This is a genomic window from Psychrobacter sp. PAMC 21119 (assembly GCF_000247495.1).
GTDB lineage: Bacteria > Pseudomonadota > Gammaproteobacteria > Pseudomonadales > Moraxellaceae > Psychrobacter > Psychrobacter glaciei.
The window spans coordinates 35,431-50,927 of the sequence record NZ_AHVZ01000003.1 but is presented as its reverse complement, the minus strand read 5'-3'; the positions used below and the strand labels follow the sequence as shown (position 1 = coordinate 50,927).

The window sequence follows — 15,497 nt, the reverse complement described above, 5'->3', positions numbered from 1 at the left end:
TTATCTATATTTGTTGTTTCTCTATGCATTGCTTTATAGCCGTTACTACAATGCTATTTATGAACAAAAATGGAATAGAAATTGCAAGGTAATCGTATAAATCATTAAAGATATTAGATAAGCGACACAGGCTTCACCACCATAAAAACTAGGTGCTCAGCACCATTAAGAAACTAGGGCTGCATACAGCCATAAATAGGATTTGATGTGAACGCATCTGCGAAAAATCTACTGTATCCATTACGAATGACCAGCTCAGGATTTACCCTGATTGAGCTGATGGTAACGATAGCTGTGCTTGCTATTATTATCGGTATTGCGGCACCTAGCATCAGTACCCAGTTGGCCAATCAGCGCGTGAAGTCGACAACGGCTACTATCGCTAATGCGTTAAAGGAAGCTAAGGTTGAGAGTATTGTCCGTCGTCAGAATGTAACGGTTGTATATACTGACACCAGTACACCTAAAACGATTAAATTGCGCGCCAATAATACTGATATATCTAGTTACAATATTAGTGATAATAGCACTATTACCCAAACTATTACCCCACCTACTGTAACCAGTCTTGTTTTTCAACCAAATAAAAAAATAGTTGGTGGCGCCACGGTACTGTATACCATTTGCGATAGTGGCTCTAGTAGTGAGATACCTAAGCAAGTAAATCTTACTAGCATTGCTAATGTTAATACTATAACTGCTGGGAGCTGTTAATGAAGATTGAAGCCGCACAGGCAGGTGTAGGATTAATAGAGGTGATGGTCGCATTACTATTGCTAGCTGTGGCTGTGTTAGGGTTTAGCGCCATGCAAATGTCAGCGATAAAAGCGACCGACGAAAGCCTTATGCGTACTCGCTCTTTAGCTATCATGCGAGGTGGAGCAGAGGCTATGCGTGCTAATCCTAGCGGTATTGCTGCTTTCAGAGCAGCGATAAATAGCTCTTCAAACGCTATTAATATCGATGGAGGAAGCATAACAAAAGACAACTGTATAACAAATGCAACTACGGCACCCACCGCCGCGCAAACCTGCACGATCAACCAACTGGCAACGCGTGATGGATTATTATTAAAATCATATGCAAGCGCCAATGATATTAATATAGGTATGGTTCCCAACGGCTGTCCAGGCACATCAGGCAACCAAGAGTTACAGTGTTTTGTGGCTAGCTGGGGTGATACGAAAGTTACATTAGATGATACTGCATCTGATGCTTGTGCCAATGCAAATGGCAGTTACAAGAATGGCGCAGAGTGCTTTATTATGGAGGCGTACTGATGTCATATAATCATCAAAAAATAGATCTGAATAATCGTCAGGTAGGTTTCACCCTAATAGAGTTGATGATTTCTTTGGTACTCGGTTTAATCGTGTCTGCAGCCGTCATCCAAATATATTTAATAAATGTAAAAACAAGTAGTATTCAGTCCAGTGGTAGTGAGTTACAAGATGCAAGCGTATTTGGGTTACAGCAATTAGAAAAAAGCATTCGCTTAGCCAATCTTGGTAACCCAACCACTAGAATTGATGGCACTACGCCGAATGGCGGTATTGTTTTAACAGGTCTTAATATTGGCATTCCGATTACACCTACTCCTTATCCTAATACGGGGTATCTAACGAGACGCGCAGGAGATACTACTGTTGGTACTAATGGTTGGTCAGGTATATCCAATACCAATACCAATAGCGATCAGTTGACTATTCAATATACCAACATCACAGGCTCTCCAATGACAGATTGCGAAGGTGCAGGTGCGGCTGTTAATGACATTGTTATTGAGCGTTATTTCTTACGTAAGGCAACCGGGGATACCAGTACTGGTGCTATCAAAGACTTAGTATTGGCATGTGATGCAGGGCGCGTTAATACCGCTGGTGGAATAGTCATTGTGACTCCATCAAGTGATTCACGTAATTTTGGTCAAGCAGGGCAAGAGTTTATTGTCAATGTCGATCAGTTTAAAGTGCTATTGGGTATACAGTACACAACTGGTGCTAATGCAGGAAGAATGATTTATTTACCGAGTAGCGCTTATCTGGCTATAACGACTGATAAGCCAGTAGTAACTGCTGTTAAAGCTGGTTTAATTGTTCATGGTAGTACACCTGTTATAGGAAGTGCTGAACAGTCTGAATTTGCTTTATTAGGGCAATTACCAGCAGACAATAAGCTAAAGACAGATACTAGCAGTATAAAGAAAGTTCGGACTACCTATCAAACCACAACGTTATTGCGTAACGCCCGTGTCGTAAATCTAACTAGCCCATAGCATATTGGGAAGGAGACTCAAAGTGATTCGATACCGCGATTTATCAAGTTCGACACAGAAAGATATCAATATGGTATATCGAAGCACCGAGCGAGGTGCGACATTGATAGTGGTCTTGTTATTTTTAGTGCTTATTATGCTGGCAGGTGCAATAGCAGTTAGACAAAGCACGACAGATCTTAAAATGGCGACTAGCGACCAAATCAACACTGTATTACTACAGTCAGCAGATAGTGCCAACCAAAAGTTAGAAGTGATGGTAAATGGGAGTGCAAACTCTTCTGGATACAGAGATGTAACGAGTGCTACAGGGGCACTGGGTCACTTTTTACTATTTGAAGAGAATAAAATTAACGAGTTTATTTATTGCTTTAATCCTCGGACACAAAGTTATCTAACAAACAGTGCCACTGTCAGAGCACCTGCTGGTGGGTATGTAGATGGATTGAATAGTGGTGTTTGTGATTATACCGATGCAGCTGATTATACTAGTGCTAGACAAGCCGTCATGACGCAGATGAGTATTACAGTTACGCCTCCTAGTCCCAATGCAAAGCCGTTTGAATCTGTTGTTCTTGGCAAAGAGATTGAGAATAGAACCAGTAAGAAGTATCAGTTTGATATCAGACCGACTTCTTCGCTCCCCGCTTATAGTGAACCAAAATCAGGTTCTGATAAATGTTTTGAGCAAACCAGCATTTCCTCCAACGTAGCTGCAGGGAAAAAATCATTAAATGGCTGTCTGTTAGCGGCTAACACACCTAGCAAAACGCTATATGAGCAAGCGGATGTCGAAAACCTTTCTTCTTCGACCAAATGTTATCCGTTTGGCAGAGGGACACTAAATCCGCTGTGTGTACTAGCTACAACGCCTTAACTTGCTTATTCATTACACCGATATAATATAAGGATAGATGTCATGAAACGACTGACTAATGTATCGCCAATTAGTGGCAAAGTTGCGTTACCTTTAAAGTACCTAGTCGTTGCCATGGCTACCATGACGGCTATATCGGTCGCACAAGCAGATGTGGCTGGTAAGAAAATCGGTGATTTGGAAATATATAAAGCCGCTGAGAGTGGTAAAACCACCGTTACGATGATGTTAGATACATCAGGTAGTATGACTATGAATCAAGTCAATTATGCTTGTGATTTGCCAGGAGGTAGTACATCTTACACCGAAGGCTCTGAAATGTCTGACACTAATCCTGCATATATAAGAAACTACTGTGAAACAGGTAGAAAATACTACTATCGTTATTCTCCTCAAGGCCAGTGGTATCGCTGTGGTGGTAATGACGGTTCTGGAGACAGTGACTACAACTTTGCAATTTGTGGTACAAAAATTAATACTCCAACAGGAAGTGGTTTTAGATATATAACCTCTGGTAGTGGTAATCAGTACTATTATAAATTTGATGGTAAATTTTATGATCGCCTTACTCGTCTTAAGGATGCTATTTTTACTTTAATGGATAGTACTCAGTTAGACCCAAAGAAAGTCGCTATTGGTATTGGTCAGTTTTCTTCCCAAAGTGGTGATGATAATGTGGTGGAGTTTAATTCAAATGGGACTGCTAAAAATGCTGATGGTAGTAGTGGTAAAATACTAGTACCTGCTGCATTATTAGATGATGTTCAACGTCAAAAAATCAGAAATGTTGTGGCAGCGGCAGCTGGTGGTGGTGGTACACCGACTGCAAATGCGTATGCAGAGGTCGGTGCCTATATGCTAGGAACCAATACCAGTGGTAAGGGTAGTGGTTTTAGCAAATCTATTACCTCTTCTAAGAGTGGTAGCAATAACTATATAAGCCCTCTTTTAAAACCTTCTAGTTGTGATGGGCGAGGTATCTACTTTTTGACTGATGGTGCACCAAATAGCTCGGAAAAACCTTTAGATTTGATGAAGCAGGCTCTAAACCGTAGTAGTTTTCGCACATCTACAGACACCTTGCCGAGCGGTAGTAGTAATAATAATGGTATGCCCGAAGTTGGTTCATTTGCCAAAGCATTAAATGATTCGACAGCCAGCCCTTTAGGCACAGATCAAGAAATCTACACGGCAGTGGTTGGCTTTGGTTCAGACTTCAATGTCGATAGAGTTGTCGATGAAGCAAAACCTGAAGCACAGAAAGTTATCCGTAATTTACCTTATACCAATCCAAGAACTGGCATTACCAAAAATCGTGATTTTTATAACTGCGCAAACATAGTTGGTAAAGATAGTAACGCTACTAAAGATGCAAGAAATGCTTGTAACTGGGGAGAAAAAGCACATCCTTCTTTACCAGGCGTTGGTGGATTTGGTGAGGGTGGATTCTATTCAGCACAGTCTACAGACGATATTGTCAATAGTATCATCTCATTTGTAACTGATTTGGACAACACCTTACCGTCAGTACCTTCAGGTACGATCATTATCCCTGATGACCCGTATCGTGCTGATAGTCAGCTTGCTGTTGCTTATTATCCTACATTACAGCCAAATGTAGGTGAAAACAAGGTAATTTGGGAAGGCAATCTAAAAAAATATACTCTGAATGAAGGTACTTTATATGGTAAAAGCAGTGCCAAGCTATTTAAAAACATCGCAGGTGATTTGGATCCAAATACCCAAGATATGTGGTCAGATAAAAACTATACCAATGCCAATGGGGTAGGTATCAACGATAAGGTAGAGTCTGGCGGTTTCTATGCACAATTAAGTACACCTGCTACTGGCGTTGCATCTGTAAGAACGCTGTACGTTGAAGATTTGGCTAGTGCAAATGGTACTAACACAGTATTAAGAAGAGTAGGGGTAAATGGTTCTGGTAAGATGGTTGTAGATGGTGCTGCATTGACTAGCAGTACATTTAAAGATACTACTACTTATAATGAAACAACGTTAAGAAAACTATTGAATTTCTTGGGATTTGATACTCTTCCAAGTACCGCGACACTCGTAAAAGATATGACACTTAAGAGTACAAACGTGTCTGGTCCTATCAAAGTGCTTGGTGCTAGCATACATTCTACACCAGCGGCCGTTTCATATTCAGCTACTCTTAATGCGACTACTGGTAGAGTTACCGATACGCGTGATGATTATGTACTATTTGGCTCATCAGAAGGTGGCTTACATTTAGTAGATGCAGATAACCAAGGAGCTGGTAATGGCGGAGAAGAAGAGTTCGTCATTATACCAAGAGAGATGTTAAGGGATACCAGTAAGTCTGATGCCCTCGTTAAAGGTGCAACCAAAACTGATATAGGGTCACCAAACTTTGGTATAGATGCTCCTTGGTTGGTGACCGCCGACTATAATTATGATTTGTCTAATAACAGAGTAAATGTCAATACAACAGGTAGTAAAGGGGTATTCGCTTATGGTGGCTTGCGCATGGGCGGCGAGGTTTTTTATGGGCTAAACCTCAATAATATTAATAATCCTAGTATGATATTTGCCATTACACCAGCGACCTCAGGTTTTAGTCGCATGGGTCAGATATGGGGAAAACCTACTAAGGCTAAAATAAAAACCAGTAGTACTGATACTGGTACTGATGTTTTGGTATTCGGTGGTGGTTATGATATGTGCTACGAATATGAGGCCTTTCAAGTTGGGGTTACAGATACGACGTTAGGTGCTTGCTCAAACAAAACATCGACTAAGGGCAATGCGGTATATATTATTAACGCCAGAACGGGTGCTCTGATATGGTCAGCTTCAGCAGCTGGTTCACCGTCGAAGACTGTCGCGAGTATGACCAATAGTATCGTCGCTGGTGTGACCACGTTAGATCGTAATAACGATGGCTTTATGGATCATATCTATTTTGCAGACTTAGGTGGTCAAATCTTCCGTGCAGACTTTACCAATGCTGGTTTTGTGACGCCAGTCACCTCAGGAACTGCATCACCTGAAACTTCTTTTACTAATAGGAGAGTCACGCGTGTACTCAAAAGCGCCTATACAGGTATTGATGCAAAGTACAACTATCGCTTTTATGAGCGTCCAGTTGTCAGTTTCTATCGTAATGATAGTAGCAACAGCTTATTTGCATTGGTTAATGCTATTTCAGGTGACCGCAGCTCACCTTTATCAAAAATACGTGACAATACCAAGGCTGATAGGCTGTATGGCATTATAGACAGCGATGTTACTAAGTTAGATAATATTTTTTATGCCAGTAATTTTACGACTACGGGAACATCTGGTGGTCAAACAATCGTGGATTTAGACGCCAACAATACTCCTTCAAGTAATTTAGCTGAGTTGCCCTCAGCGATTGGAACGCTGACAGCCGCAGGATATACTTTAGCTCAAAAAAATGTGGCCATTAATATTCTAAAATCGGGAGCCAAACAAGGTTGGTATTATCCTCTGACTCGTTTTGATGGCTACGGTAATGTGAGGTATAGTAAAGGTATTGGTAAGTCTGAAGTGGTTGATAGCTTTATATACACGACGGTCTACAATCCAGACATGAGCTATGGTGCTGTAGATTCTTGCTCTGCTAAGGTTACAGGTGGTTCAGAGCGACAGCTCTATTGCCTACCATATGGTATCTGTACGGATAACGCCTCTAAGAATGGTACTGCTGGATATGTGCAAGCAGGTAAAGGCATTCAAGAGCTAACGCTCGGACCACTCAGCTCAAGCTTATCTAACCAACGATTACTTATCGGTACGCGTACACTTACCGAACGTGCTAACGATCGAGTCAGCTTCGGGAGCGATGGTGATAAATTCTTTTATGACACTCCTGTATTAGGTGGAGGTAAGAAGGAGAAAGGCTTGCAACAGAACTTAAGCGCAGCTGATCAACTTATTGGTAATGGTACAGCGCCCGACTTTACATTTAACGAACGTTATACTCTACAGCCGAAAGTATGGTACGAAGTAGACTGATAGGATAGTCGCATGAATATGAAAGCGTTGAAGCAACAGCTAGGATTTACGCTTATAGAGCTGATGGTAGTCATTATGATAGTGGCTATCTTAGCCGCGATTGCGATTCCATCTTATCGTCAGTACATTGTGCGTAATGCCGAGTCGCAAGCGCAAGCAAGTATGCAACAGTTGGATATAGAACTAAACCGTTGGCGTGCTAGTGCTTTGACTTATAAGGGCTTTATACCAAAAAAACAAGCAAGTGATGGCACTTTTAGCTATGCATACGATGCTACGGACAACAAGACTATCTATGTGCCTAGAGGTAGCAATGGTACCAATTACGACTATCTGATTATGTTAGTCGATGGTAGTACAGGCAACACATTGGCTCCTACAGGCACGGGCTATTCTACTGCGGGTAGCTCGTGGCGTATGTTTGCCCAGCCAAATACCTCCCTTAAAAATTCAAATGCGCAAATTTTGATGACCAGTAGTACAGGTGTGAAATGCAAGAGTAAGGATAGGACAATCACCGCTGCTTCAACTAATTGCGGCACAGGTCAGGAGGATTGGTGATGTCAATTTTTAGCAAAATATTAAAACCATCATCTATACAGCAGCGCGGCTTTACATTAATAGAAATGATGATCGTTGTTGCTATCATTGGTATTTTAGCGGCAATTTCTTACCCCAGTTACCAGCAATATGTCATCAAAACCAAACGTACGGACATGATGACGGAAATGCAAAACATTGCCTCCGAGATTGAAAGCCGAAAATTGGCTCAGGGTAGCTACAATACTATCAGTGCTAAAGTCAAATCAGACTTCGCCACTGCATACCCGCGACAAGGCACTGCGTTATATGATGTGACTATAACAGACCCACTCATCTCTAAATGGACAATTAGTGCCACGCCAAAGGCAGGAATGCAAATGGCAAGTGATGGCATTCTCAGTCTTAACTATCAAAACATCAAATGCCGAAAGAATGTCTGTGGTACTGGTAATGACTGGAATCAATAACAATTTTTGCCACTACCACAAGATTTGACAAAAATTGTCAGTAATACTTACCTTCTACTACCTGTAAGGGGTAAACTGACAATTTTCAGTAAGTTAGTGGTAACATTGGTAACAGTAAATGAGAGTAATAAGATAGTTAAAGTCCGGATTATGTCAGTATTAAGGGATTTGGCACTATTTCAGCTATAAGAACAATGATAATGAATTTTTGGTACGTTATCTGCAACATTTATAGTAAGAAAAAACAAACTATATCCCTAAAGATAAAAAGCGCTAATAGACACTTATCTTTATATACCCAAAAAGGAGTTCTTATGAACACTGCTCAAAAAGGTTTTACCCTAATCGAACTAATGATCGTTGTTGCGATCATCGGTATCCTAGCGGCGATTGCTATTCCTCAGTATCAGAACTATATCTCACGCTCACAAGCAGCGCGTGTGCTAGGTGAAACGACTTCTGTGAAGAATGCCCTTGAAGACTGCATCAATAATGGCAGAACAGCTACCATTCTACACAGTGGTACGCCAGGTGCTGGGGAAGAGGCAACGACTTGCGTACTGGGTACCAATCCATCTAATCTGTTGGGTGCAACTACGCAAGTTGTAGCAACAGCGGGAAATACAGGCTATCCTACAGTTAGTGGCGTTGTAGATGGCGCAGCTATTATTACCGCGACCTTTGGTCGTAATGCTTCATCTGCATTAGATGAAGGCACTATGGTATATACCCGTGCCGCTACTGGCACATGGGCATGTCACTCGACTATCCCTGCTGAGTATCGTCCAACGGGCTGTACCGCTGGTACTGCTGAAGCTGCAATCACTGCTCTAACTGCTACTGGTGGTTAATATCATCGTTATAGATGTTGTTAGTGATTAATAATAAAGAGAGACATAATAATATTATGTCTCTTTTTTTTGATATGTCCTATTGTATAAGTGCTCTTTATGATGGTTTCTGTGCACCGGCATCCTAGACAAGCTTCTATTATCTTAATCATGAGCTTCTTTATTTGGTATCTGATATCCAAGATCTTGCTTATTGATTACTTGTCATTGGATGTTTTGATCAGAGTATGGTTATTGGTCTGCCTACTACCGCTGTTCATTGTCGCTTATATTCAAAACCCGCATAGAAAAAAACAACCACTCAATCCTATCAATAGCACCCGAATTAAAAGTAAATCTATCGTTTTTTTATCGCAGCTGGTTGGTATCTATCTTTATGCTTTTATAGTGACTGAAAGTGGTGTGTCCATTTATGCTGCTTTTGTGAATGATCTGTTTTTATTTTTCCCACTGATCATCGTTATGTCTATAGGCTATATTTATTTCGTAGATAGAAGACTATTAGACCCCGAAGATGAGTATGCAAAAATAGGCGCGATGTTAAATAAAAGCATGCCCCTCGATAAAGCGTTGCTTAAAATATTCATCTTGAAAACAGCCGTAAAGTTCGTATTTATTCCTTTTATGTATAGTGGTTTTTTAGGGAATTTGGCAGCTATTTTTGATACTGCATGGCAATTCAATGCTGCCGCGATTAATCTATTGATATTTAATATCGTTATCAGTTTAGATATGCTTATTGCTATATTCGGCTATCTGTTTAGTTCAGGAATCATCAATAATCGAATCGTAGATACCGATAGCAACCTACTCGGCTGGATATTTGCATTGTTATGTTATCCACCGTTAGTTTGGATAATGCATCAAGTTAATGACCAACAGGACAATCTGATATGGCAAGATATCATCCCTCAGGACAGCATTTTTTATTGGCTGTTTTTTTTAGCGATAAATATATCTTGGATTATTTATTGGTTGGCGACGTTTGAGTTTGGCATGACCTTTTCGAATCTAAGCTGGCGCAGACTGATTGATACAGGGGTTTATCGCTACACTAAGCATCCTGCTTATATCGCCAAAAATATATATTGGTGGTTATATACTTTACCTTTTATGGGCATTGCTTTTGCTAGTGCGGCGTGGTGGCAAAATATATTAGGTCTTACCTTTGTGAGCCTCATATACTATGGGCGTGCAAAAAGTGAAGAGCGTCATCTACGGAAGTTTGTAGAATATAGACAATATTGTGATCAGATAGATCAGACAGGAATATTCCGTTGGCTAAAAAAAGCGCAATCTACCTATTAGTAGCATTAGTTTTACTGTTTATATCTTTGATAAACCTACCCTTTATCACGCATGTAAAACAAACGATAAAAGAAGCAGTCATTTTAGATAGTCTATCTTGTCATGGCGACCAAAAAGATTGGTTAGCAGAGATAGCTGGCTATAGTATAAGGAACTTAAACAACGCAAACCTACAGTTGTCGTACATTAGCTCGGCAGGCGAGCTATCAACCTGTACGGCGGGATGGCAAGGAGTGCCTTATCTCAGCAATACAATCCGCCATGACACGGTATTTAGTTATGCCAGTCTAACGAAGGTTTTTACTTCTGAGCTGATATTGAACTTGGTGAGGACAGATCGATTAACGCTAGATGATAAGCTAGTGAGTCTTTTGCCTCAGTTACACGATGCCACACTAAAAGATAATAGAGTCAGTGATATGACGATATCCGATTTATTATCACATCGAGCAGGGTTCGATCGAGCTATCACTACTGACCCTATGTTTAAGAGTCATCCTTGGTGCCCTTATCAGATTGATATGCTTGCAGATACCCTATTAGATTATGAGCCGAATAGTAAATATATATATTCAAATGTAGGGTACTGCTTACTAGGGCAAATCATTGAGAATTATTATGCAGATGATTATATCAAGGTAAGCCAAGATTACTTCAGTTTTGACGCCAATAAAACTTACTTCTTAAAACGAAAATTTCAGTATGACTCAATTACAAATAGTGGCGATGTAGACGAGGGATTAAGTAAAATTGATCTTTTGGCATTAGCACCTGTAGGGGGGTTGGTAGGCAATAGTATCGACTTATCTAAGTATATATGGGCAATGGACAAGCAAACCTATCCGAATATAACCAGTCGTCCTAAAAATATAATATGTGACACAAAAAAGGTTAGAGGTTGTCATGGTTTCTCTAGTTATGAATATAGAGTCGATGACGAGTTAACGTTTTATTGGAGAGATGGCAGGCTGCCTAATAGTAGTGCCTTAGCAATAATGAACAGTGATGGTGGTGTTTTGACTTTTTTATCCAACTCTGAGGATGCGACCTCTTGGTTAGTGACTCATAACCAACTAGTCAAAGCTATTTATAATATTTATCTAAAAGAAAAACATAATGTTTAAAAAAATTCAAAAAAAAGACATCTTACAAGTCATCGCGCTGATCGTAGTCACTGTAGTGGTCGGTTACTTCTATGCCAATAATCAAGCACGTAATCGGGTTTGGCAGAGCCTATATCCAGTACGAGCGCAGCTAGCCTTACAGCACGTTAGTTGTAGTGAGAGTAGTCCAAGCTGGATGACAGACATACTGATAGAAAAAACCAAATATCAGAATGCCCCTGCTAATCAGATTGCCTATATTGATCCACAAGGTCAGCTGCATCACTGTGAGAGTGGTTATGTAGATGGCTTGCCGCTGCTATCTGATCCTATCAGTGCAGATACCCGCTTTCGCTATGCGAGTGTGACTAAGCTGTGGACGGCTGATGCTATTTTGGATTTGATTAAGGAAGAAAGGCTGACGCTAGAGATGCCGCTAGCAGAGCTTTTACCACAAATAGACCAGCCCAAAGATGCTAGAGTCAACGACATTACTATCAAGCAATTATTAGAACATCAGGGCGGCTTCAATCGCTTGGATATCCAAGGCAATGATATGTTTGGCATTGGGGAGCCTATTTGTCCCAATAGCATTGAGAAGATGAATAAAATAAAATTGAGCTTTACGCCGGGGACGCATACCAGTTACTCAAACTTAGGTTATTGCTTACTGGGCGCAGTAGTTGAGCAAGTATCAGGGCAGTCTTATCAGGAGTATCTACAGACTCATTATGATATACAGAATACTGATATACAGTTTATCTCGAGCCAGCGCTTAGACGATGAGATCAGCTATAACTATACCGAGACAGGATTGACAGGAATATCTGATATCTATACTGCTTTTAATTATGAGGATCTATACTCTGTGGCTGGGCTGTCAGGTAATGCGGTAGCACTAGCGCAACAATCTAAGACAATGAGCGCTAAACGGCAGCCCAATATCCTGTCGGTAGATGCAGATATGGGCTGCGATAAAACCAAGCTAAGATTATGTTATGGCTACGCGATGATGCCTTATCAGCCCGATATTCAGTCTGCGACGGTACATTTTCGTGATGGCACATTATTAGGATTGTCGTCATTAGTAGCGATAGATGAAGCAGGCGGCGTGGTCGCCTTACTGAGTAATGGTACGCCAACGAATATTGAGCATAGCAATGATACTATCAAAACTCTGATCTATACACATCTTACTAATAACCAGCAATGACGAAAATCGGTCATGGCATAAATCATGCTTAGTAAATATATAATTTCCTATAGATACTTAAATTATGACAGTCCATCATACCCAGTCTGGTTTTACTTTAATAGAAGTAATGATAGTTGTAGTTATCATTGGTATCTTAGCTGCTATTGCTATTCCTCAGTATCAGCTTTACATGGGGAGGACTCAGACAATGAGAGTTATAAGTGAGCTGAGCCAACTACGTACGACCGTTGAGGAGTGTCTGGCGTCCGGCAGGACAGTCATTGGTCTGGGTCTGAATGAATGTGATCCACGCGCAACAGGATCCACTCTCGTATTAGGAGGTTCTCAAGTAGGAGTGCCATTACCAAGCAATACTGGCGTCGCGCAGATTACCAATCCTTTGACGGCGACAAGCATTATCATCGCGACAGTGTCGACACAAGTGAGTCCAGAGCTAGCAGGTAAAAAACTCCAATGGATACGCAATGCTCAAGGTTCATGGAGCTGTAGTAGCAATATTACAGCAGACTATTTGCCGACTTATTGTACCTTTGATGCCAGCTTGTCTTAATAGGTGATTATTTATCACTCATTTAGTGCGACATCTAAGACAGTGGTTTTGGCTTTATTATTACAACGCTATCTGAATGTCATCTACAGTCCTTATTAGAACGTGTCCTCAATTCAATTAAGCATTTTTAAAATGCGGACACGGCCTAGATTGAAATGTGCTATGTATAGTGCATAACCTCGTTCTGTATAATGACAGGGGGTTAAGAATAAGCTAGTATCATCTATCATCCGATACGCTTATTATGAGTCTCTATATGCAAAGAAAAGTACTAGCTATTTGTTTAATCGTCGCCCTGCTCGAGGGCTTCGCTGGTCTTGGTATCGAGATTTATGCCATTCGGATATCAGCCACTTATATCGGCTCGTCCATCTCAATTACTGGCATCATCTTAGCGATGGTGCTGATTGCGATAGCTGTGGGCTACTGGTATGGCGGCCGTCTATCTCAAGGGATCAAAACCCCTAGACAAGCACTACTAAAGGCAGGACACGTCTTGTCATTATCTGCCGTCTCGCATGCTCTCGCCTGTATTATCCAACTGCCGCTACTGTCTTTTATGAGTTCAAGTACGGACAATCCGATTATAGCGGCCATGGGCGTGGGGCTACTGTTCGGCGTAGGGCTGGCGTTTGGCTCAACGTCGATTCCTCTCATCACGCAGTTTTTATCATTGAAGTATAAAAACCACGACAGCGTAGATGCTGGTAAAAACGCCGGTATGATGGTCGCCATCACCACTATAGGTAGTGTGCTTGGCTCGACTGTGACGCCGATACTCTTGTTACCTTATATTGGTCTGATGAATAGTTTGGCGTTACTTATAGCGTCGCTTGCGATAAGTGCTTGGCTATGCACCAAGCTTGCTATACGAGTACATAGCGACGATGACGTAACCCAGTCAACTCATGCTACTAATTATGTACTGGCGCTGTCTGCAGTTATAGTGACTATATTTTTTATCTTTACCAGCAAAGTCGATACTGGCTTTCAGACCGCGACAGGCGCTTGGTTCATAGAATACATTGACTTTGAAGGGCAGTCTGCTGTCACGATCTCTGATAATCCTACTCAATCAACGAGTAGTTGTTGGATATATGAGACGAAAGAAAACTGTCATTGGTATGGAAAAATCACCGTTGAAGCTATTCGACAAACCGCTCCTAAAACTCTAGTATTCCTTGGCGGCGCAGGTATGGGAACTCCGAGCGAAGTAGCATATCATAACCCTGACATGGCGCTGACGGTGATCGATATTGACACAGGCTTACCTAATATTATCGAAAACCATTTTCTTAGAGAACCGATAGCCCCTAATATAGAATTCGTCGGAGATGATGCTAGAGGTTATTTGAATCGCCATAGCGAAGCCTATTATGACTTTATGCTTATTGATGCTTTTCAAGGTAGGTATGTGGCGAGTAATCTATATACCATTGAGGTGCTTACCAAGTTTAAGGATACTAGCCCATATATTATGGCGAATATTATTGGCAAGCCAAATATAGATCATGGATATACTCAAACGCTATTAAGGAATTGGTACGAAGTATTTGGTGAGGCCGCTTACATATTGGCCACTAATGAGAACTATAGTTTAAACTTGCAAAATATCATGCTGTGCAATTTTGCTTGTCCCGGTAGTCAGAGCCTTGCGCAAGCGAGCTTCTTTAATAAAACGCAACCTTTGCATACTGATGATTTACCAAGATTAGATAGATACTTTTACCGTTCTATTGAGCAACTTTAAGTTTTACAGTTTTCAATACTCACCAATTTAAGTTAACTCATATAAAAACCACCTGACAGCCCTTTTTATCTGATGGCTATTAGGTGGTTTTTTATTGTATCAATACATGGAGCTTTTTTAAGGAACTAGCTACTTCTCTAAATACTGAATCTTACCTTCCACGCCATCCCACTTTTCAGCTTCTGGCATTTGCCCTTTCATCTCAGTAATGTTTGGCCATTTCTGCGCCAGCTCTTCGTTTAGCTGAGTGAACATTTCTTGATCTTTTGGTACTTCATCTTCTGAGAAGATGGCATTGGCCGGACATTCAGGCTCGCATAACGCACAATCGATGCACTCATCAGGATCGATGACGAGGAAGTTTGGGCCTTCATAAAAGCAGTCCACAGGACAGACTTCCACACAGTCGGTGTATTTGCAAAGAATGCAGTTATCTGTAACGACAAAGGTCATAGTGATGTCTACCTGTTATTGGTTGAGCTAATAAATAGATGAAAATTCTTATATTAGGATAGGACATATTTTAGCGCCTTT

The 15,497-nt window shown here is 41.0% G+C and carries 14 protein-coding genes and 1 pseudogene; 14 read left to right on the top strand and 1 reads right to left on the bottom strand.

Annotation, left to right across the window (positions count from 1 at the left end; genetic code table 11):
- The first annotated feature begins 207 nt into the window (after nucleotides 1-207).
- The 14 genes and pseudogenes from RH96_RS00230 to RH96_RS00170 all read left to right on the top strand — a co-directional run bounded on the left by RH96_RS00230 (nucleotide 208) and on the right by RH96_RS00170 (nucleotide 14,963).
- Entirely contained in the window at nucleotides 208-714 is a 507-nt protein-coding gene (locus RH96_RS00230; RefSeq protein WP_010195819.1) for a Tfp pilus assembly protein FimT/FimU, read from the top strand.
- Complete coding sequence (gene pilV / locus RH96_RS00225; protein ID WP_010195818.1) at nucleotides 714-1,280, top strand: type IV pilus modification protein PilV; 567 nt, start codon at nucleotides 714-716, stop codon at nucleotides 1,278-1,280. The genes RH96_RS00230 and pilV overlap by 1 nt, the downstream gene beginning before the upstream one ends.
- Nucleotides 1,280-2,275 (top strand): PilW family protein, encoded by a 996-nt coding sequence (locus RH96_RS00220; protein WP_010195816.1) that lies wholly within the window; start codon nucleotides 1,280-1,282, stop codon nucleotides 2,273-2,275. The genes pilV and RH96_RS00220 overlap by 1 nt, the downstream gene beginning before the upstream one ends.
- 22 nt (nucleotides 2,276-2,297) lie before the next feature.
- Complete coding sequence (locus tag RH96_RS00215) at nucleotides 2,298-3,152, top strand: PilX N-terminal domain-containing pilus assembly protein (protein ID WP_010195814.1); 855 nt, start codon at nucleotides 2,298-2,300, stop codon at nucleotides 3,150-3,152.
- 42 nt (nucleotides 3,153-3,194) lie between these two features.
- Complete coding sequence (locus RH96_RS00210; protein WP_010195812.1) at nucleotides 3,195-7,175, top strand: pilus assembly protein PilY; 3,981 nt, start codon at nucleotides 3,195-3,197, stop codon at nucleotides 7,173-7,175.
- Between the two features lie 12 nt (nucleotides 7,176-7,187).
- On the top strand, nucleotides 7,188-7,736 hold the full coding sequence (locus RH96_RS00205) for a type IV pilin protein (protein WP_010195811.1): 549 nt from the start codon (nucleotides 7,188-7,190) through the stop codon (nucleotides 7,734-7,736).
- Nucleotides 7,736-8,185, top strand: coding sequence for a type IV pilin protein (locus RH96_RS00200; RefSeq protein WP_010195809.1), 450 nt, complete (start codon nucleotides 7,736-7,738; stop codon nucleotides 8,183-8,185). Before RH96_RS00205 ends, RH96_RS00200 begins: the two co-directional genes overlap by 1 nt.
- Nucleotides 8,186-8,499: 314 nt before the next feature.
- Nucleotides 8,500-9,036, top strand: coding sequence for a pilin (locus RH96_RS00195; protein ID WP_010195806.1), 537 nt, complete (start codon nucleotides 8,500-8,502; stop codon nucleotides 9,034-9,036).
- 99 nt (nucleotides 9,037-9,135) lie between these two features.
- Nucleotides 9,136-10,344 (top strand): methyltransferase family protein, encoded by a 1,209-nt coding sequence (locus RH96_RS00190; protein ID WP_010195803.1) that lies wholly within the window; start codon nucleotides 9,136-9,138, stop codon nucleotides 10,342-10,344.
- Nucleotides 10,314-11,468, top strand: coding sequence for a serine hydrolase domain-containing protein (locus tag RH96_RS00185; protein ID WP_010195802.1), 1,155 nt, complete (start codon nucleotides 10,314-10,316; stop codon nucleotides 11,466-11,468). The genes RH96_RS00190 and RH96_RS00185 overlap by 31 nt, the downstream gene beginning before the upstream one ends.
- Nucleotides 11,461-12,660, top strand: a complete 1,200-nt coding sequence (locus RH96_RS00180) for a serine hydrolase domain-containing protein (protein WP_010195801.1) — start codon at nucleotides 11,461-11,463, stop codon at nucleotides 12,658-12,660. The genes RH96_RS00185 and RH96_RS00180 overlap by 8 nt, the downstream gene beginning before the upstream one ends.
- Nucleotides 12,661-12,724: 64 nt before the next feature.
- A pseudogene (locus RH96_RS15345) lies at nucleotides 12,725-12,805 on the top strand (prepilin-type N-terminal cleavage/methylation domain-containing protein); the annotation flags it as partial.
- 45 nt (nucleotides 12,806-12,850) lie between these two features.
- A complete protein-coding gene (locus RH96_RS14680) occupies nucleotides 12,851-13,213 on the top strand; it encodes a pilin (RefSeq protein WP_202801445.1) in 363 nt (120 codons plus the stop codon).
- 256 nt (nucleotides 13,214-13,469) lie between these two features.
- Nucleotides 13,470-14,963 (top strand): fused MFS/spermidine synthase, encoded by a 1,494-nt coding sequence (locus RH96_RS00170; RefSeq protein ID WP_010195799.1) that lies wholly within the window; start codon nucleotides 13,470-13,472, stop codon nucleotides 14,961-14,963.
- 129 nt (nucleotides 14,964-15,092) lie between these two features.
- Here RH96_RS00170 and fdxA read toward each other — a convergent pair whose 3' ends face one another.
- Nucleotides 15,093-15,416: a ferredoxin FdxA gene (gene fdxA / locus RH96_RS00165; RefSeq protein ID WP_010195798.1), complete on the bottom strand. Its 324-nt coding sequence runs from the start codon at nucleotides 15,414-15,416 to the stop codon at nucleotides 15,093-15,095.
- Between the last annotated feature and the right edge of the window lie 81 nt (nucleotides 15,417-15,497).